Source organism: Kitasatospora sp. NPDC088783 (assembly GCF_044750705.1).
Lineage (GTDB): Bacteria > Actinomycetota > Actinomycetes > Streptomycetales > Streptomycetaceae > Kitasatospora > Kitasatospora fiedleri.
Genome location: NZ_JBIVKJ010000002.1, coordinates 333,421 through 350,132, shown reverse-complemented (window position 1 = coordinate 350,132; position 16,712 = coordinate 333,421). Strand labels below are relative to the sequence as shown.

The following is a 16,712-nucleotide window of genomic DNA, read 5'->3' as shown; positions in this document are numbered from 1 at the left end:
CCGCACCGCACCGCACCGCACCTCCCGAGTGAACGCCCGCGGCCTGGGTGGCGGCGCACGGCCGCGAGCGGCGGCCCCCGTCGGTCCGGGGGCCGCCGCTCGCGGCGGTGGGGGTGCGGGTCGGTCAGTCGCGGTGCTGGGTGAAGGCGTCCTTGGCCCGGTCCAGCAGGGAGGCGAAGGGGCCCACCGTCCACTGGAGGGCGGGCTTGCCGGCCGTGCCGGGGTGGGGGTGGGTCGGCGCGAGGCGTTCGGCCGCGAGCAGGCGGCGGCCCATCGTCCGGCGCTGCTCGACGTCGTACGCGGCCCGCAGCGCCGGGAACTCCTCCGTCTCCTCGTGCTGCGCGTGCGCCTCGACCGCCTGCTGGAAGTCGACCAGCCGGGCGTCGAACTCGGCGCTCGTCACGTCCAGCTTCTCCAGCTCCAGCAGGGCGCGGTTGGCCTCGGCCTCCTCCGCGTTGCGGGCCGCCGCCTCCGGCTCCCCCGCCGCGCGCTTGGCCGCGGGCCGCACCACCATCTCCTCGCCGGTCTCGTGGACGGCCAGCAGCGCCCGCAGCTCGTCGAACGCCTGCTGCCGGTGCTCGCCCCGGGCGTCCCGCACGTCCGCGAACAGCCGCCGGATCCGCTCGTGCTGCGCCAGCAGGACCTCGACGACGTCCTCCCGCGGCTGCGTCGTTCCCGCCCCGGTGCCGGTGATCGTGTCGGTGGTCATGGTCTGACTCCTCTCGTGGCCGGACTCTGTCGGCGGTCGTCTCACCCGTGGGCCTCCGATCAAACGGCCGTCGATCGGGTGACGGCCGCCGCGCCGCGCCGACGGGCGCTCAGAACCGGTGCGGCGAACGGGAGTCGGGATCGGCGGCATTCTCCGCGCGGCAGGGGGGAGACGGTGGGCGCGCGTGCCGAACGTGCGCCCGTCGATCCCGTCCCCGGGGAGCCCACGTGTCCGTCCACTCCCGTCTCGCCGTCCTCGGCGCCGGCACCGTCCTGGGCGGTGTCCTCACCCTCGGCGCCGGGGCCGCCCCCGCCCTGGCCTGCGAAGCGGCCCCGGCCCCGGCCGCCGCCGCCGACGCCCCCTCCCCGGCGGCCCCCTCCGCGCCCGCCTCCGACTCGCCGACCGCGTCGGCACCGGCGTCGGCGTCGGCCTCCGCGTCCGGCGGGGAGCCGGCCGCCACGGTGGCGCTCCTGCCGCCGGCGGACCGGACGCTCGTCGCGGGCGGCGCCCCGGCCGAGTTCACCGCGGAGATCGGCAACACCGGCACCGCCGCGCTCACCGCCGCCGCCCCGCTGCCCGCGCTGCGCAACGACGCCGCCCAGGAGGCGCGCCAGGCCCTGCGCGCCGACGACCTGCTGCTCCAGGTGGCGACCCCGGCGGGCTGGGAGCCCCTCCCGCTGTCGACCGGCTGCGACGGGGTGCTGCGCGGCGACGGCGATTCCCTGGCCACCGACATAGCGCCGGGCCGGGCCGTCCGCTACACCTTCCGGCTCTCGGTGACCGCCCGGGACGCCGCCGTGCAGCAGGTGGACGTCCGGCTCGGCCTGCGGTCCGGTGCGGCGGGCCCCGCCGGGTCCGTCCCGCACGCCAGGTTCCTGGTCACCCGCCCGGCCCCGGCCGCCGCCGAGTCCGCGCCGCCCGCGTCGGCCGCCCCGGCCGCCCCGGCCGCGACCGCCGCCGGGTCGGTCCCCCGCACCGGGACGCTCGGCCTCGACTCCCGCCCCGAACCCACCCGGAGCGGCACCGCCACGCCGACGGCCACCGGGGCCCCCTCCGCCGTGGCCGCCGCGGGCGTGGCCGAGCACCTGCTGGCCCCCACCGGCGGCGGCCGTCCCCCGGTCTCGCTGCTGATCAGCGGGGTCGCCCTGATCACCCTGGGGGCCGTCGGCCTGGCGCTGGTGCTGGCCCACCGGCCCGCCCGCCACCGCTGAACCGCCGGCCGCTCCCGGGCCGCTCCCGGGCCGTCGAGCCCCGTCCTGCTCCGTCCTGCTCCGTGCGCCGGTGGGACGCCGTTCTCAGCGACGCCCGGCCAGGCCGCTCGCGGCGGAGTCCCGTCGTCCGGCGGAGTCCCGTCCGGCGTGGTCGCGGGTGGCGGCGCGGTCGAGGTTGCCGAGCAGGCGGCGGTTGCGCAGGTGGAGGGCCAGTTCGGTCAGTGGGTTCTCCAGCCGGGCGCCGAGGCCGCGCAGCGGGTGCTCGTCCAGGAGCAGCAGGGTGTGGCGGCCCCAGGGGATGAGGGTGAACGCGATCCGGGCGGTGCCGAAGGGGGCGGCCTTGGCCTCCAGTTCGAGTCGGCGGCCGGATTCGCAGATCCGGACCACGCAGGTGTCCTCCAGGGTGACCGGGCCGATCCCGACCCGGAACCGGAGTTCGGCCCCGACCTCGGGCCAGCGGTCGTCCGCGCCCAGGATGTCCTGGGTGCCCACCACCCACTGCGCGTAGCTGTGGGCGTCGGCCAGCAGGTCCCAGACCTGTGCGGGCGGGGAGTCGATCAGTCGTTGGCGCTGTGCCATGGGACGGCCCTCCTTCGGGCTTCCTCGGGCTTCTTCGGCCTCTTCGAACTTCCTGGGGCTTCCTGGGGCTTCCTCGGGACGGGCGGTCAGCCGCGCGGGTCCGGGCCGGACGGCAGGAAGCGGGCGGGCGAGCGGCGGTACGCGTTCAGGGCGGCGCGGGCCGCGTTGGCGCCGCACGCCCCGTGGACGCCGCCGCCGGGGTGGGCGGCGGCGGAGGCCAGGTAGAGCCGCTCGATCGGGGTGCGGGGGCCGGCCGTGCCGGGGGTGGGGCGCAGGAAGAGCTGCTGGTGGGGGGCGGCGGTGCCGCCGTTGAGGGCTCCGCCGACCAGGTTCCCGTCCAGCCCCTGGAGGACCGGCGGGGTGAGGATGCGGCGGGCGGTGACGCGGCTGCGGAAGCCGGGGGCGAACCGTTCGACCTGCTCCTCCAGCCGGTCGGCCATCGCCTCGCCCTCCCGGGTGTCCCAGCGGCCGGTGATGCCGTCGGGGCCGAGGTCGGCCTTGATGTGCTGCGGGACGTGGGTGTAGGCCCAGGCGGCCTCGGTGCCCGCCGGGGAGCGGGTGGGATCGGCGACGGTCATCTGGCCGAGCAGCGCGAACGGGCGGGCGGGCAGCCGGTCGGTGCGGACCTGGTGCGCCCAGTCGCCGAGTTCGTCGAGGTCCGCCCCGAGGTGGACGGTGCCGGCCCGGCCGGCGGCGGGCGCCTCCCACGGGATCGGCCCGGACAGCGCCCAGTCGACCTTGACGGTGGCGAAGTCCCACTCGAAGTGGCGGATGTCCCGGCGCAGCCGGGCGGGGAGGTGCTCGGGGGCGACCAGCCCGCCGTACAGCGCGGTGGCGGCGGTGTCCGCGAGGACGGCCCGGCGGGCCCGGTGGCCGCAGCCGTCGGCGGTGCGCACCCCGAGCGCCCGCCCGTCCCGCACCACCACCTCGCGGACGGGCCGACCGCAGTGCACCTCGCCGCCCCGGGACTCCAGCCGACGCACCAGCGCGTCGGTCAGCGCGGACGCCCCGCCCACCGGCACGGGCCAGCCGTAGCGCCGTCCGAGCATCGCCATCAGCCAGCCGAACGCGCCGCTGCCGGCGGCCTCCGGCAGCAGGTCGGCGTGCAGGGCGCAGCCGGCCAGCAGCATCCCGGGGGCGTCCCCCTCGAACTCCTCCTCCGCCAGCCGCCGCACCGGCAGGGCCAGGAAGCGGGCCAGCTCCAGCAGGCCGGCCACCCGCAGCCGGGCCGCGATCGCCGCGCCCGACCGCAGCGGCGGGAACGGGGAGAGCAGCCCGTCGACCAGGTGCGGCTCCAGCCGGTCCCACCGGTCGGTCAGCCGCTGCCAGGCCCGGGCGTCGTGCGCGCCGAACATCCGCTCCAGCCGGGCCGCCTCCGGTTCGCCGTCGTTCCCGTCGCCGTCGCGGTGCAGCAGGCCGCAGCGCCCGTCGGACAGCGGGTGGGCGAGCACCACCGGGGCGTGGCTCCAGCGCAGCCCGAACTCCTCCAGGCCCAGCGAGCGGATCGCCGGGGAGGCGGCGGCCAGCGGGTGGAAGGAGCTGAACAGGTCCGAGACGTAGCGTGGGTCCACCCCCCGGTCACTGCGGACCGCGCCGCCGGGCCACGGCTGTTCCTCCAGCACGACCACGTGCCAGCCCGCGTCCGCGAGCAGATTGGCCGCGACCAGCCCGTTGGGGCCGGCCCCGACCACGATCGCATCCGCCATGTCGGCCTCCTCGGGTCGTCGTCCCGCCCGCGCCTGCCCGGATGCCGCAGACGTACACGGAGCCGGACGGGCACCCGCCCACCCGCAGGAACGTACGGCGCGGCCCGGGCGCTCGCCCGGAGCCGTCGCCCCCGACGCCCGGCGCCACCGACCCGCGTGCCCCACCCCCCAGCCGACACCGCCCCTCAGGAAGCCGCAGCCAGCCCCCGCGCAGCGAGCAGCCGACCCGCCCCGATCAGACCGGAGTCGTCATCCTCAGCCCCCAGCACCACCATCTCGCGAACCTCCCCACCGGTGAACCCGAAACCCCCTGCGCCACGGACTCCCCCAGTCGACACCGCCCCCTCAGGAAGCCGCAGCCAGCCCCCGCGCAGCGAGCAACCGACCCGCCCCGATCAGACCGGAGTCGTCATCCTCAGCCCCCAGCACCACCATCTCGCGGATCTCCTCTCCGGTGAGCCCGAAGCAGCCCAGCCGTTCGAGTTCGGCGGTGAGGAGTTCGGCGTAGCGGGGGCCGATGGCGAGGGCAAAGCCGCCGATCAGGAGGTGGCGGCGGATGCCGATGGCGGTGAAGAGGGCGGTGATCGCGGAGGCGAGTGCGGTGATGCCGCCGTGGATGGCGGCGGTGGCGAAGGGGTCCTCGGCGCGGACGGCGGCCACCAGGGCGTGGTTGTCGAGGAGTTCGGGGTCGGGGGCGGTGGCCGCCAGCGCGGAGCGGGCGTAGCCGGCGGGGTCGGTGCGGGCGGCGCGGCGGGCGGCGGCGAGGGCGCCGCGGCCGGAGGCGATCGCGCCGAGGTGGCCGCGCCCGCCGCAGTCGCAGGGCGGGGCCTGGGGGGAGGTGTCGACGGTCCAGTGGCCGAGTTCGCCGCCGTGACCCTCGGTGTCGAGCAGGACCTCGCCCGCGCGGTAGACCTTGTTGCCGATGCCGGAGCTCACCGTGATCAGGCAGAACGGCCGGTCGTCGGCGGGGTCGACGTAGCGCCAGACGGCCGCCGTGAGGTCGTTGACGACGACGACGGGCAGGCCGAGGCGTTCTTCCAGCAGTTGCCGGACGGGCAGGTGTGCGCCGGGGCCGCCCCAGACGGTGGGGGCGGCGAGGGCGCGGCCGTCGGCGGTGACGGGTCCGGCGAAGGCGACGGCGACGGCGGTGCTGCCGTGGCGTTCGACGGCTTCGGCGGCGAGGGCGGCGACCTGGTCGAGCACCCGGGCTTGCAGGGCGGCCACCGGCAGGTCGGGGTGGGCGGCTATGCCGTCGGTGGGGACGCGGCGGACGTCGGTGACGGTGTCGTCGTCCGGTGCGTAGCGGGCGGTCCGCAGGGTGGTGCCGCCGAGGTCGATGACGGTGAACGCAGGGTCGGACAAGGGTTGCTCCCCGGGTTTCGGTTGGTGCTTCGGCATCGCTTCGGCGCTGGTGCGGGGCGCGGTCACTGGTCCGCGGCCACCCGCCGCGGCGCGATCGTACACGGCCCGGCCCGAATATGGGAGCGCTCCCACAGCACCGTCCTGCCCCCGCCCCGCCCGGGAGCGCCGACCGCCGGCCCCCGCGGAGGAAGCCGCCGCCGCGCCGCGAGGCCAGAGCGCCGCAAGGCCGTTGTCCCGGCGCGGAGCCCCCCCCCGGGAGCGGGGAACTCCGTTCCCGCCGTCGGAGGGAAGGTCTACATTTGTTTGCCTGACGTCGGATCAGGGGCAGGGTCAGGGCCGGGGACTGGGCGAGCACGGCCCGGGCCCGGCCGCGGGCGGTGGCGGCTACGGGGGTGGCGGATGACATCGGGTGCGGTGCGGGGCGGTCCGGGGATCGGCGGGGTGCGCACGACGGCCAAGTACGAGGTGGACGCGCTGGTCCAGGACCTCGTGGCGCAGTTCAGCGCGGCCCGGCTGCCGATGCCGGTGGTGGTGCTGTACGCCCAGGAGGACGATCCGGAGCTGGACGCCGAGGTGCGCGCGGTGGTCCGGGCGGTGCAGGAGGCGCAGGAGGGCGGCGACCTGCCGCACCGCTCGGTGCCGCACGTCTCCGACGGCGATCCGCACCAGAACGCGATCGCCGTGCTGGACGGGCTGGCGAGGGGCCCGTGGGCGCGCCGCGGCCCGTCCTGGTACCGCGGGTACCCGGCGCCGCGCTCCCGGCTGGTCGCCGCGATCGAGGCCGCCACCCGGCACGTGCTGGACGGCTCCCCGGCCCCCGGCGGGGCCGACGCGCCCGCCGCACCCGTCGGCCCCGCCGCCGCGCGGCCGTTCGAGGAGCTGGTGGAGGCGGTGCTCGTCCGGCTGCGCGACCTGCACTGGCGGCCCGAGCCGCGCACCGCCGGGGGCGAGTGGCAGCGACTGCTGTCGCCGGTGCTGAACTCCACGACGCTGATCGGGGCGTTCGTCCTGGCGGCGCTCACCAGCCTGCTGACGCAGGCGAGTTGGCAGTTGGTCACGGGGGTGCTGCTGGCCGCGGTGGTCGTGCTCGGAACGACCGGCTGGGTGCGGCGCAACACCGCGCCGCTGTCCTGGCTGGGCCCGGCCAGCCGCTGGTTCGCCACCACCACCTTCCTGGCGGCCTCGGGGCGGCAGGCGGCGGCCTGGTCGCTGTGGCGGCCCCGGATGTCGTGGGACGTCACGCAGGCCCGGGCCCGCGAGGTGACCGGGGAGATCCTGAAGGCCCAACTGCCGGACACCCCGCCCGCCGAGCGGGACCGCGCCCAGCAGTTCCACCTCCAGCTGCGCACCCTGGCGCTGCTGGAGGACCTGCGCCGGGCGCACCGCTCCTGGACGCCGGACGCCCGGGCCCGCAAGCGCCGCGTCCCGCCGGTGGTCTTCGTGCCCCGGGCGGACGCCGCGAGCGGCGCGCTGCGGGTGCTCGGCGCGGTCTCGGACGTGCGCAGCCGCCGCAGCGAGCAGGACCCGTTGCTGGTGCTGGCGGCCGTCGCGCACGCCGACGTGGCGGCCTGGCTGGAGGACGACCACCCGGCGCCGGTCGGGGTGCACACCCTGGGGGCGCGCCGCGGCCCGTACGAGAACTGGGTGAGCGACCTGCGGGTGCGGCAGGCGCCGAGCCGGGGGCGGGCGCTGGCCTGGACGCTGCCGGTGCGGCTGACCAGGCTCCAGTTGCAGGCGGGCGAGACCACCCGGCTGGCGCCGGTGCCGGTGCGCCGTTCCTGGTGGTTCCTGTGGTCGCGCTGGTCGGTGCTGCTGGCGCTGGTGCTGGTGGCGGCCGGGGCGGGGCTGCGGGTGCAGCAGCTGTCCGGGCGGTACTGCGAGGCCCGGCTGGTGGGGTCGAACCCGGACGCGGTGTGGCGCACCGACCCGGGCGGGACGCGGGAGTGCGTCGGCGTGGACACCGGCTCGGTGACCTTCGCGGGCGACGGCGGCGGCATCCGGCTCAACGGCGAGCTGCCGGGCGCGGGGGCCGACCGCACCGGGGCGGACATCGGCCTGCGGACGCTGGAGGACGCGATCCGCCGCGAGAACGACCGGGTGGCCGCGCTGCCGGACGTCAGATACGTGACCGTGGTGTACGCGGGTTCGCTGACCACCGCGGCCGGGCAGGACGGCCGGGCGCTGAACAGCCTGAAGGAGCTGACCGGCGTCCACCTGGCGCAGGTCCGCAACAACGCGGGCGACCCGTTGAAGATCAAGGTGCTGGTCGCCAACGGCGGGCAGGACATGTACTTCCAGACCGAGATGGTGCACCGGATCGTCGACCTGGCCGCCCGCGACCGGTCGATCGCGGGCGTGGTCGGCCTGGGGCGGGACACCTCGGACAGCGACACCGCGCTCACCCTGCTCCAGCAGGCCGGACTGGCCGTGGTCAGCACCACCAACTCGGCCAGTTACCTGGCCCGCGGCCACGTCAACTACTTCGGCCTGGCCGCCACCGACCAGGAGGAGGCGGCGGCGCTGCGCCTGATCGTGGACGGCCTGGCCACCCCGCCGCAGGACCGCTGGGCGGCCGTCCTGACCCGCACGCCCACGCCGGACGACCGCTACAGCCCCGAGCACGCCCGGTACGGCAGCGCGATGCTCACCGACGCCGGGTACCGCCTGATCGGCGGCCGTCCCCTGGAGTACGGCCTGACCAGCAACGGGGACCCGGACTACGAGGCGGCGCTGGCCACCACCTGCCACGGCGACCACCCGCCCGCCGTGCTGTACCTGGCCGGCCGGGCCGACGACGTCAACCAGCTGATGCGCCGGCTGGCCGACGACAAGGGCTGCGCCCGGCCGCTGACCGTGCTGACCGGCGACGACCTGACCAAGGCCCAGTTCCGCACCGGCGGGACGGCGATGGCCCCGCAGGCCACCCTGTACTACACGGCGCTGAGCGACCCGGCCGCGACGGCCCGGGGCTCGGACCTCGCGGAGACCGCCGCGAGCGTCCTGCACCTGGTGCCCGCGGGAGCCAACCCGTACGAGGACGACGTGTTCTCGGACGGTTCGCTGGCCCTGGCCTACGACGCGACCGCCGCGCTGCAGGCGGGGGCCGCCAAGGCCGGGGCCTCGCAGCTGACCGGGACGGGCTCGGTGATGGCGGCGCTGCGCGCGGTGCAGCTGAACAACCGCCCGACCGGGACGGTGGACTTCCGCGAGGTCGGCCCGCTGGCCACCGAGCCCCAGCCGGGGCACGGGCTGCACATCATCCGGGTGCGGCGCGACGCGCAGGGCGCGCCGGTCACCGACCACCTGTGCGGCCGCCCGGCCGGGGAGACCGCGCCGCTCACCGGGTGCGCGCCCTGACCGGCCGGCCGGGGCGCGCCGGGCGCGGTCACTCCTCGATCCGGACCAGCGCGAGTGTGATGTTGTCCGGGCCGCCGGCCCGGATCGCGGCCCGCCACAGGTCGACCAGGGCGCGCTGGTCGTCGCCCTGCGGGTCGCCGTCGGCCTCGGCGGCGGCCTCGGTGAGCAGGGCGGCCAGTTCCTCGGGGGCCACCGGGTCGGTAAGGCCGTCGGTGGACAGCAGGTAGCGGGCGCCGGGCCCGGCCGGCAGCCGGACCAGGTGGGGCCGGAGGTCCTCGGGGGCAGTGGCGCCGCCGAGGGTGCGGGTGACCAGGTGGCTGGTGCGGCGGCCGGGGGCGGGCGGCGGGCTGTCGTCGGTGCTGAGCAGGCGCAGGCCGAGGCCGTCGCCCCCGTCCGGGGTGATCTCGTGGACCTGGCTGTCGCCGACGTTGAACACCAGCACGTGCTCCCCGTCGAACACCGCCCCGGCGACGGTGGTGGCCATGCCGGTCAGCGCCGGGTCGGCCTCGCCCGCCTCCCGCAGGGACGCGTGGCAGGAGCGGAGCGCCTCGGTGACGTCCTGCTCGGTCCGCAGCCGCGCCCCGGCCTCGGCGAGGTGGCGGGCGGTCAGCGCGGAGGCGACGTCCCCGGCGGGGTGGCCGCCGAGCCCGTCGGCGACGGCGACCAGCACCGGGGGGCCGCCGAGCGGGAAGACCATGCTCTGCGGGCTGTCGGTGGAGGTGGCGCACAGGGTCCACGGGCCCAGCACCAGGCTGTCCTCGTTGTGGTCCCTGACCACTCCGTCATGGCTGAGCGCGCTGACGACGACGTACGGCACTCCACGGCCCTTTCCTCGAACCCCCCGACCCAACGTGTCGCCCCATTCTCCCCACCGCCCGCCCGGCCCCGTCGGCAGGGCGGCCACTCGCGCCCGCCGCCGCCCGCTCCTGCCCGCTCCTGCCCGCTCCCGCTCGGGGGGACGTACCGACGGGACGTCAGGAGACGGGCCGGGAAGGGGAATCCTCCGGGCGGTCGGGGGTAGACGCCGTTCCGGCCCGGTCAGAGGAGCGGGCCGAAACGACGACGGAGGCATCATGGGTCTCGGTGGCTGCATCATCCTGCTGGCGGTCGGAGCGATCCTCGCGTTCGGCGTGCACTGGCACCTGGCGGGCGTCAATCTCACGGTGGTCGGTGTCGTCCTGATGGCGGCGGGCCTGATCGGTGTCGTGGTGTACGCCCGCGTGCTGGGCCGCCGCCGCTACCTGGGCGGGCGCGGTGTCGACGAGGTGGTGGTCGAGGAGCGCCGCCGCGACGTGCTCTGACGGCCGGGCGGCCTCTCCGCCCGGCCTCCGCGACCCGGCGGCCCGTCCGTCCGGCGACCCATCCGTCCGGCGGGCCGGTTCCGAATGGGAACGTGGCCCGGTGCGGGGCCGCCGGTGCGGTCGTCGAGGAGGAGCGCGGTGGACACGAACGGTGCGGTGGACGTGGCGGTGGTGGGCGCCGGGGTGGCCGGGCTGGCCTGCGCGCTGGACCTCGCCGCGGCGGGGTGGCGGGTGCGGCTGCTGGAGGCGTCGGACGGGGTGGGTGGGCGGATGCGCACCGACCTGCGCGACGGCTTCCGGCTGGACCGCGGCTTCCAGGTGTTCAACACCTCCTACCCGCAGGTGCGCCGCCGCCTGAACCTGCGCCCGCTGCGGCTGCGCCCGTTCACGCCCGGCTTCCTGCTGGCCGGTCCGGCGGGCCGCCGCCGGGTCATCGACCCGCTGCGCCGACCGGACCTGGCCGGCGACCTGCTGACCGGCCGGACGGTGCCGCCCCGGGACGCGGCGGCGCTGGCCGCGCTCACCGTGCGCGACGCCCTGCTGCCCGCCGCGCTGCTGCGCCACGGACGCGACGTGCCCGCGGCGGTGGCGCTGCGCGCCGCGGGCGTCTCCCGGACGACCGTCGACGGGGTGCTGCGCCCGTTCCTGTCCGGCGTCTTCCTGGAGGACGGACTGGCCACCTCCAGCCGGGTCCTGCACCTGTACTGGCGCAGCCTGGTCCGGGGCACCCTCGCCCTCCCGGCGGCCGGGATCGGGGCGGTGCCGCGGGCGCTGGCCACCCTGCTGCCCCCGGGAACGCTGGAACTGGGCGCCCGGGCGGCGGAGGTGCACCGGGACGGGGTGCTGCTGGCCGACGGCCGGGAGGTCGCGGCGCGCTGCGTGGTGGTGGCCGCCGAGGCGGCGACGGCCGCGACGCTGCTGCCCGGCCTGCCGGTGCCGGAGACCCGCTCGGTGACGACCTTCTACCACGTGACCGAACGCAGCCCGCTGGCCGAACCGACCCTGCTGGTGGACGCCGCCGGCCGACTGCTGAACTCGGTGGTGCTGTCGGAGGTGGTCCCCGGCTGCGCGCCGCGCGGCCTGTCGCTGGTCTCCACCTCGGTGCTCGGCACGACGGCCGAGGAGGGCCCGGTACGCGCCCGGCTGGCCGAGCTGTACGGCTGCGACACCTCCGCCTGGCACCCCCTGGCCGCGTACCGCATCCCGGGCGCCCTCCCCGCGATGCCCGCCCCGCACCCGCTGACCCGCACCACCCGGTGGGCCCCGGGCCGCTACGTGTGCGGCGACCACCGGGCGACCGGCTCGGTCCAGGGCGCCCTGGCCTCCGGCGCCCGAGCGGCCCGCGAGGTCCAGGCCGACCTGGCAACCGGCCCGGGCCGCTGAAACACTGACCGCCGAGGCCAGGGCGACGGCCACCCGCAGGAACCGCACCGGAACCCGCCGCCCCACAGACCGCCCCCGGGCCACGGAGCCGAGACCCGCCCGCCCCCGCCCGGAACAATCCGCCGACCCCCAGCGGCGCACCGCCGGTACGTTCCGGCCCATGTGCACCTATGCCTCGGGGCCCGACGAGCTGCACCACGCCTGTGTGCGGTGCCGGATCAGCTTCAAGCGGCACCGCGCCGCCGCGACCGGAGGGCGTGGCGGTGGTCGCGGCGGTCCTCGCCGCCGGGCCGCGGTACGAGGGCTTCGAGCCGTGCAAGTGCGGGCGGGAGCCAGAACTCCGCCCCCGCCCCCGCGCCCGCCGCGTCACCATCGCCCGCACGGGCACCCCGCGCGCAGACCTGCCCAGCCGAGCCGGCCCCCGGAAAACCCGTGACTCCCCTGCCCCGGACCGCCGCGGGCATGGTCCGGCCGATTGCGGTTACCCGCCGGTAGTGATGGTGCATGGGGAAGCCGTGACGGCTCGGGGAATCAGTGTGCGGGGCCCGCGCGGGCCGGTGTTCGAGAACGTGGACGTGGCGGTGCCCGCCGGCGGGCTGCTGGTGGTGCACGGGCCGGCCGGGTCGGGGCGGACCAGCGTGCTGCTGGCGCTGGCCGGCCGGATGCGGTTGGGCACGGGCGCGCTGCGGGTGGGCCGACACCGGGCGCCGGGGGCGGGGGCCGGGCGGGTGCGGCGGGCGGTCGCGGTGGCCCGGGCGGACGGCGCGGTCGCCGCCGAGGGCCGGTTGCGGGTGCGTGAGCTGGTCGCCGAACGCTGCTGGCTGGAAAAGGGCGTGACCCGGCGGCAGGCGGTCGAGGCCGCCCGGCTGCTGGGCCTGCACCTGCGCGGCGCGACCCTGGTGGAGGACCTCCCGCCGCTGGAGGCACTGCTGCTGGACGTGGCGCTCGCGCTCGCGGCCCGCCCGCCCGTGCTGGTCGTGGACGCCGTGGACCGCGACTGCCCGGACGGCGACCGCGCGCTCGCCTGGCGGGCGCTGGCGACGGTGGCGGCCACCGGCTGCACCGTGCTGGCCGCCGCCGCCCAACCGCCCTCGCCGCCGCCCCCGGGCACCGTCCTGCTGGCCCTGCCGCACCGGGCCGACCCGGACGCCCCCGCCGCCCCCGCCGCCCCCGCCGCCACCCCCGTCCCCGCGTCCGGTCAGGGGGTGGCCGCGTGACCGCCGTCCGGCTCGCCTGGCTCGAACTGCGCCGCTTCCGCGGCCCGCTGCGCCGGCTGGTGCCGCTGCTGCTGTGCCTGATCCCGTTGCTGTACGGGGCGATGTACCTGTGGGCGAACTGGGACCCGTACGGGAAGACCGACCGGATTCCGGTGGCCGTGGTGGACCTGGACCGGCCCGCCGTCGCCGAGGGGGGCCGGCCGGTGGACGCCGGGGCGCAGCTGGTGGAGCAGTTGAAGGCGTCCGGCACCTTCGGCTGGCAGTTCGTCGACGCGGGGACGGCCGACGCCGGGCTGCGCGGGGGCCGGTACGCGTTCACGGTCGAGATCCCGGCGGACTTCAGCGCCCGGCTGGCGACCGCCACCGACGCGCAGCCGCAGCAGGGCGGCATCCTGTTGCGGCTGAACGACGCGAACAACTACATCGCGGGCGTGATGACCGAGGTGGTGCAGTCCAAGCTCCAGGCCCAGGTCGACTCGGCGGTGCACGAGGCGTACGTCCGCGCGGTCTACGGCGAACTGACCGACTTCCGCAAGGAGTTGGCGGTGGCCTCGGAGGGCGCCCAGCAGCTGGTCGGAGCGACCGGGACGGCGCAGCAGGGCAGTGCGGCGCTCGCCTCGGCGGCCGTCGGGCTGCACGCGGGCACCGAGCGGATCGGCGCCGGGGCGCAGCAGATCAGCCAGGCCGTGGGGCAGGTCGACCACGCCGCCGAGGCGCTGACCAAGGCGGCGACCGACCGGCTGCCGCAGGCCGCCGCCCAGTTGGTGACGGCCGCCTCGGTGGCCGCCGAGGGGCTGCACACCCTGCACACCGGCACCTCGCAGGTCCGCGCGGGCGCCGACACCGCCCTCGCCGATCTGCGCCAACTCGCGACCAACCATCCGGAGTTGGCCCAGGACGCGGTGTTCGCCCGGGCGCTGCGCGACGCCGAGCAGGCGGACGCCACCGCCGCCGGGATCGACGACCGGGCGGCGGCGGCCGACACCGGCGCGCAGCAGAACCTGGCCGCCGCCCGCGACCTGCAGCGCACCGCGACCGCCGTGCAGCAGAACGCCGCCGCGCTGAACAGCCCGCTGCGGCTGCTGGACAGCGGCACCGCCGAGGTCGCCGCGGGGACGTCGACGGTGGCCGGCGGCCTGGACGCGCTGCGGGCGGGCGCGGACGCCGCGAAGTCCGCCGCCGACCAGGCGCACGACGGCGCGACCCGGCTGGCGGGCACCGTGGACGACGGGCTGCACCGCATCCCGGAGCTGACCGACCAGCAGATCGCGGGCGCCGCCCAGGTGCTGGGCACACCGGCCCGGATCGACCGGACCAACCTGCACCCGGCGGGCGTGTACGGGCGCGGGATGGCCCCGTTCTTCTTCGGCATCGCGCTCTGGGTGTTCGGCCTGTTCGCGTACCTGCTGCTGCGGCCGGTCAACCGCCGGGCGCTGGCCGGGCGGGCCCGGTCGGCGACCGTGGCCGCCGCCGGGTGGCTGCCCGCCGCGCTGCTGGGCGCGGTGGCGGCGCTGGTGCTGTACGCGGTGGTGGACCTGGGGCTGGGGCTGGACCCGGCGCACCCGTGGGCCACCGTCGCGCTGCTGGTGCTGGGCGCGGCCTCGTTCGTGGCGGTCGACCACTTCCTGCGGACCTGGCTGGGGGTCGCGGGCGACGTGCTGTCGCTGGTGCTGCTGGTCCTCCAGCTGACCGCGGCCGGCGGCCTGTACCCGATGCCCACCACCCCGGCGTTCTTCCAGGCCGTGCACCCGCTGCTGCCGATGACGTACCTGATCGACGGGCTGCGGGTCACCGTCTCCGGCGGCCAGGCCGCCCACCTGCTGCGCGACGGGATCGTGCTGGCGGGCTTCGGCGCCGTGTTCCTCGCCCTCACCGCGCTGGCGGTGCGCCGGCAGCGGGTGTGGACGGTGGCCCGCCTGCACCCGGACATCGAGCTGTGAGCGCCCGGCCGGTCCGGAGCGGACGGGCCGTCATCTTCCGTGCGAGTGGCCCCGGTTGGCGGGGGTAGCCGACGAACGGTCCACCGGAACGGCCGGGGGCCGGCACCGAGGAGGCGGACGTGACCGGCGGAATATGGGGCTACGAGCAGGCCGAGGGCTACACCCCCGGTTCCGACCTGACGGGGTACCGGGTCGAGGCGACGGACGGCCACATCGGCAAGGTCGACAAGCACACCGCGGACGTCGACGCGGGCTACCTCGTGGTCGACACCGGCCCGTGGATCTTCGGCCGCGAGGTGCTGCTCCCGGCCGGGACGGTCGAGCGGGTCGACGAGGCGGAGAAGACGGTCTGGGTGAACCGCACCAAGGCGGAGGTCAAGGACTCCCCCGAGTTCGACCGGGACCGCCACCTCGGCGACCCCGACTACCAGCGCCGGATCGGCGGTTACTACGGCGGCCTCCGCTGAGCCCACCGCACCCGCACCCGCACCCGCACCCGCACCGCACCCGCACCACGGGCCGCCCCCGGAGACCGGGGGCGGCCCGTTTCGGTTGCCCGCCCCGCCCCGCCTCGGCGGCAGGCCGGGACCGGTCGGTGTGTCGGCGTGGACGGGTGTCAGCGGGCCCGGCCGGAGAGCTGCCCGGCGGCGGGACGGCGTGGCTCGGGCGGGACGGACGGAGCGAGCGGGCCCGGCTGCGGGCCCGGTTCGAGGAACGGGGAGGCGGTGACCGGCGCCGGCCGTTCTCCGTCCCGGAGGCGGAGCGGCGGGTGGGCGGCGGTCTCGGAGAAGGGCTGCCACAGCGGGTGGCGGTCGGTGTCCATGCCCTGGGTCTGACCGGCCGTCACCGATCGAATCCTCCGATTTTCCCGCGGCCCGCGGGATTCCCCCGGACGGGCTACAGGGCGAAGGTGACCCGGATCCGCTTGCCGCCGGCCGGCAGCGGGTCGACCCGGCAGGTCGCGGCGAGCGCCTGGACGATGGCCCAGCCGCGGCCCCCCGCGGTGGCGGGGTCGCGGTCGTGCAGCGGTTGGGCGACGGGCGGGCGGTCGTCGCCGTCCTCGACGTCGACGACCAGTTCGGTCCCGCCGGGCCCGAGGCGGGCGTCGAAGCAGGTCAGGCCGCCGCCGTGGCGCAGGGCGTTGGCGACGAGTTCGGTCACCGCGAGCTGGGCGTCGGCCAGGACACGGCCGCCTGGGTGTCCGGCGGACTCCAGCAGTCGGGCGAGGACCGCGCGGGCCTGGCCCGCGGTCCGCACGGGCGCCGGCGGCCGTTCTCCCGGGACGGCGGCCTCCGGGGACGGCGGCCGGGCGTCGTCGTGGGGCATGAACGACCTCGAATCGTCTACGGCACCGTACGTGCCGGCCGGCGAGGCCGGACGGAGAGGAGGGATCCAGTGGGATCGGAGTGCTTGTGCCCCGGAGGGGACGGATGATGCGGGACGGTGCACCCGCGTCACCCGGCTCCGGTCCCGTGCGGGTGGCGCCGCAGCAGTGCGGCGGCGGCCTCCCTGGCCTGCGGCAGGCTCTCGGCCACGGTGAAGTAGCCGTCGGTCGAGGTGATCTCCAGCAGGCGCCGGACCACGGGCGCGAGCGGGCCGAGCAGGACGAGCGCGCCGCCCGCGGCCTCCGTCCGCTGCTGGGTCAGCACCAGGGTCCGCAGCGCGGAGGAGTCGGCGAAGGTGACCGCCGAGACGTCCAGGACGAGTGCGCCGGTGCTGCGGGTGACGGCGGCGTCCACCGCCTCGGCGAGTTCGCGTTCGCTGTCGTGGTCGAGATCGCCGCTCAGGTGCAGCACCGTGGGTTCGGGCGGCCCTGGGGTGTGGTCGGTCATGTCGGCCATGCTAGGCCCTGCCGTTCGGGGCCCGGGGCCCACCCGTCGGACCGGCCCCCGGGGGGTCGGGGTTGCCCGGCCCGGGAGGGGGCAACCGGAGGAGCACCGGGCGCGG

At 77.2% G+C, this 16,712-nt stretch carries 15 protein-coding genes; 7 read left to right on the top strand and 8 right to left on the bottom strand.

The annotated features are described in order from the left end of the window. Nucleotides 1-124 precede the first annotated feature (124 nt). Nucleotides 125-709 (bottom strand): hemerythrin domain-containing protein, encoded by a 585-nt coding sequence (locus ACIP60_RS05980; RefSeq protein ID WP_400680511.1) that lies wholly within the window; start codon nucleotides 707-709, stop codon nucleotides 125-127. Nucleotides 710-936: 227 nt separating this feature from the next. Between ACIP60_RS05980 and ACIP60_RS05975 the strand changes: the two genes are divergently transcribed. Next, entirely contained in the window at nucleotides 937-1,920 is a 984-nt protein-coding gene (locus ACIP60_RS05975) for a hypothetical protein (RefSeq protein WP_400680509.1), read from the top strand. Nucleotides 1,921-2,004: 84 nt separating this feature from the next. Here the strand turns inward: ACIP60_RS05975 and ACIP60_RS05970 are convergent, their stop codons facing one another. From ACIP60_RS05970 to ACIP60_RS05960, 3 genes are all read right to left on the bottom strand, one after another. After that, the gene (locus tag ACIP60_RS05970; RefSeq protein ID WP_400680507.1) at nucleotides 2,005-2,499 is read right to left on the bottom strand and encodes an SRPBCC family protein; all 495 of its coding nucleotides are present in this window, start codon (nucleotides 2,497-2,499) and stop codon (nucleotides 2,005-2,007) included. A gap of 86 nt (nucleotides 2,500-2,585) precedes the next feature. Beyond that, entirely contained in the window at nucleotides 2,586-4,205 is a 1,620-nt protein-coding gene (locus ACIP60_RS05965) for a phytoene desaturase family protein (protein ID WP_400680506.1), read from the bottom strand. A gap of 345 nt (nucleotides 4,206-4,550) precedes the next feature. Beyond that, complete coding sequence (locus ACIP60_RS05960) at nucleotides 4,551-5,567, bottom strand: ROK family protein (protein ID WP_400680504.1); 1,017 nt, start codon at nucleotides 5,565-5,567, stop codon at nucleotides 4,551-4,553. Nucleotides 5,568-6,008: 441 nt separating this feature from the next. On the opposite strand from ACIP60_RS05960, the gene ACIP60_RS05955 reads away from it, so the two are divergent. Beyond that, a complete protein-coding gene (locus ACIP60_RS05955; protein ID WP_400680502.1) occupies nucleotides 6,009-8,924 on the top strand; it encodes a hypothetical protein in 2,916 nt (971 codons plus the stop codon). 28 nt (nucleotides 8,925-8,952) lie between these two features. On the opposite strand, the gene ACIP60_RS05950 is transcribed toward ACIP60_RS05955, so the two are convergent. Further along, nucleotides 8,953-9,741, bottom strand: a complete 789-nt coding sequence (locus ACIP60_RS05950) for a PP2C family protein-serine/threonine phosphatase (RefSeq protein ID WP_400680499.1) — start codon at nucleotides 9,739-9,741, stop codon at nucleotides 8,953-8,955. A 256-nt stretch (nucleotides 9,742-9,997) separates the two neighbouring features. Between ACIP60_RS05950 and ACIP60_RS05945 the strand changes: the two genes are divergently transcribed. The 5 genes from ACIP60_RS05945 (at nucleotide 9,998) to ACIP60_RS05925 (ending at nucleotide 15,232) form a co-directional block, all read left to right on the top strand. Further along, nucleotides 9,998-10,225 carry a hypothetical protein gene (locus ACIP60_RS05945; RefSeq protein ID WP_100834742.1) on the top strand — a complete coding sequence of 76 codons (228 nt, stop codon included), beginning with the start codon at nucleotides 9,998-10,000 and terminating at the stop codon, nucleotides 10,223-10,225. 138 nt (nucleotides 10,226-10,363) lie between these two features. Next, on the top strand, nucleotides 10,364-11,608 hold the full coding sequence (locus ACIP60_RS05940; RefSeq protein ID WP_400680495.1) for an FAD-dependent oxidoreductase: 1,245 nt from the start codon (nucleotides 10,364-10,366) through the stop codon (nucleotides 11,606-11,608). Nucleotides 11,609-12,144: 536 nt separating this feature from the next. Next, nucleotides 12,145-12,825, top strand: coding sequence for an ATP-binding cassette domain-containing protein (locus ACIP60_RS05935; protein ID WP_400680493.1), 681 nt, complete (start codon nucleotides 12,145-12,147; stop codon nucleotides 12,823-12,825). Further along, the gene (locus tag ACIP60_RS05930; RefSeq protein WP_400680492.1) at nucleotides 12,822-14,765 is read left to right on the top strand and encodes a YhgE/Pip family protein; all 1,944 of its coding nucleotides are present in this window, start codon (nucleotides 12,822-12,824) and stop codon (nucleotides 14,763-14,765) included. The genes ACIP60_RS05935 and ACIP60_RS05930 overlap by 4 nt, the downstream gene beginning before the upstream one ends. Before the next feature lie 119 nt (nucleotides 14,766-14,884). Then, a complete protein-coding gene (locus ACIP60_RS05925; protein ID WP_400680490.1) occupies nucleotides 14,885-15,232 on the top strand; it encodes a PRC-barrel domain containing protein in 348 nt (115 codons plus the stop codon). A gap of 149 nt (nucleotides 15,233-15,381) precedes the next feature. Here the strand turns inward: ACIP60_RS05925 and ACIP60_RS05920 are convergent, their stop codons facing one another. The 3 genes from ACIP60_RS05920 to ACIP60_RS05910 all read right to left on the bottom strand — a co-directional run bounded on the left by ACIP60_RS05920 (nucleotide 15,382) and on the right by ACIP60_RS05910 (nucleotide 16,597). Next, entirely contained in the window at nucleotides 15,382-15,612 is a 231-nt protein-coding gene (locus tag ACIP60_RS05920) for a hypothetical protein (RefSeq protein ID WP_400680488.1), read from the bottom strand. 50 nt (nucleotides 15,613-15,662) lie between these two features. Continuing rightward, nucleotides 15,663-16,091, bottom strand: a complete 429-nt coding sequence (locus tag ACIP60_RS05915) for an ATP-binding protein (protein ID WP_400680486.1) — start codon at nucleotides 16,089-16,091, stop codon at nucleotides 15,663-15,665. A 128-nt stretch (nucleotides 16,092-16,219) separates the two neighbouring features. Further along, the gene (locus ACIP60_RS05910) at nucleotides 16,220-16,597 is read right to left on the bottom strand and encodes an STAS domain-containing protein (RefSeq protein WP_400680483.1); all 378 of its coding nucleotides are present in this window, start codon (nucleotides 16,595-16,597) and stop codon (nucleotides 16,220-16,222) included. Nucleotides 16,598-16,712: the final 115 nt, after the last annotated feature.

Bases quoted from the DNA above. Each gene is read 5' to 3' on its own strand.
- ACIP60_RS05980 (WP_400680511.1), bottom strand. From the start codon at position 709: ATGACCACCGACACGATCACCGGCACCGGGGCGGGAACGACGCAGCCG.
- ACIP60_RS05970 (WP_400680507.1), bottom strand. From the start codon at position 2,499: ATGGCACAGCGCCAACGACTGATCGACTCCCCGCCCGCACAGGTCTGG.
- ACIP60_RS05965 (WP_400680506.1), bottom strand. From the start codon at position 4,205: ATGGCGGATGCGATCGTGGTCGGGGCCGGCCCCAACGGGCTGGTCGCG.
- ACIP60_RS05945 (WP_100834742.1), top strand. From the start codon at position 9,998: ATGGGTCTCGGTGGCTGCATCATCCTGCTGGCGGTCGGAGCGATCCTC.
- ACIP60_RS05915 (WP_400680486.1), bottom strand. From the start codon at position 16,091: ATGCCCCACGACGACGCCCGGCCGCCGTCCCCGGAGGCCGCCGTCCCG.
- ACIP60_RS05910 (WP_400680483.1), bottom strand. From the start codon at position 16,597: ATGACCGACCACACCCCAGGGCCGCCCGAACCCACGGTGCTGCACCTG.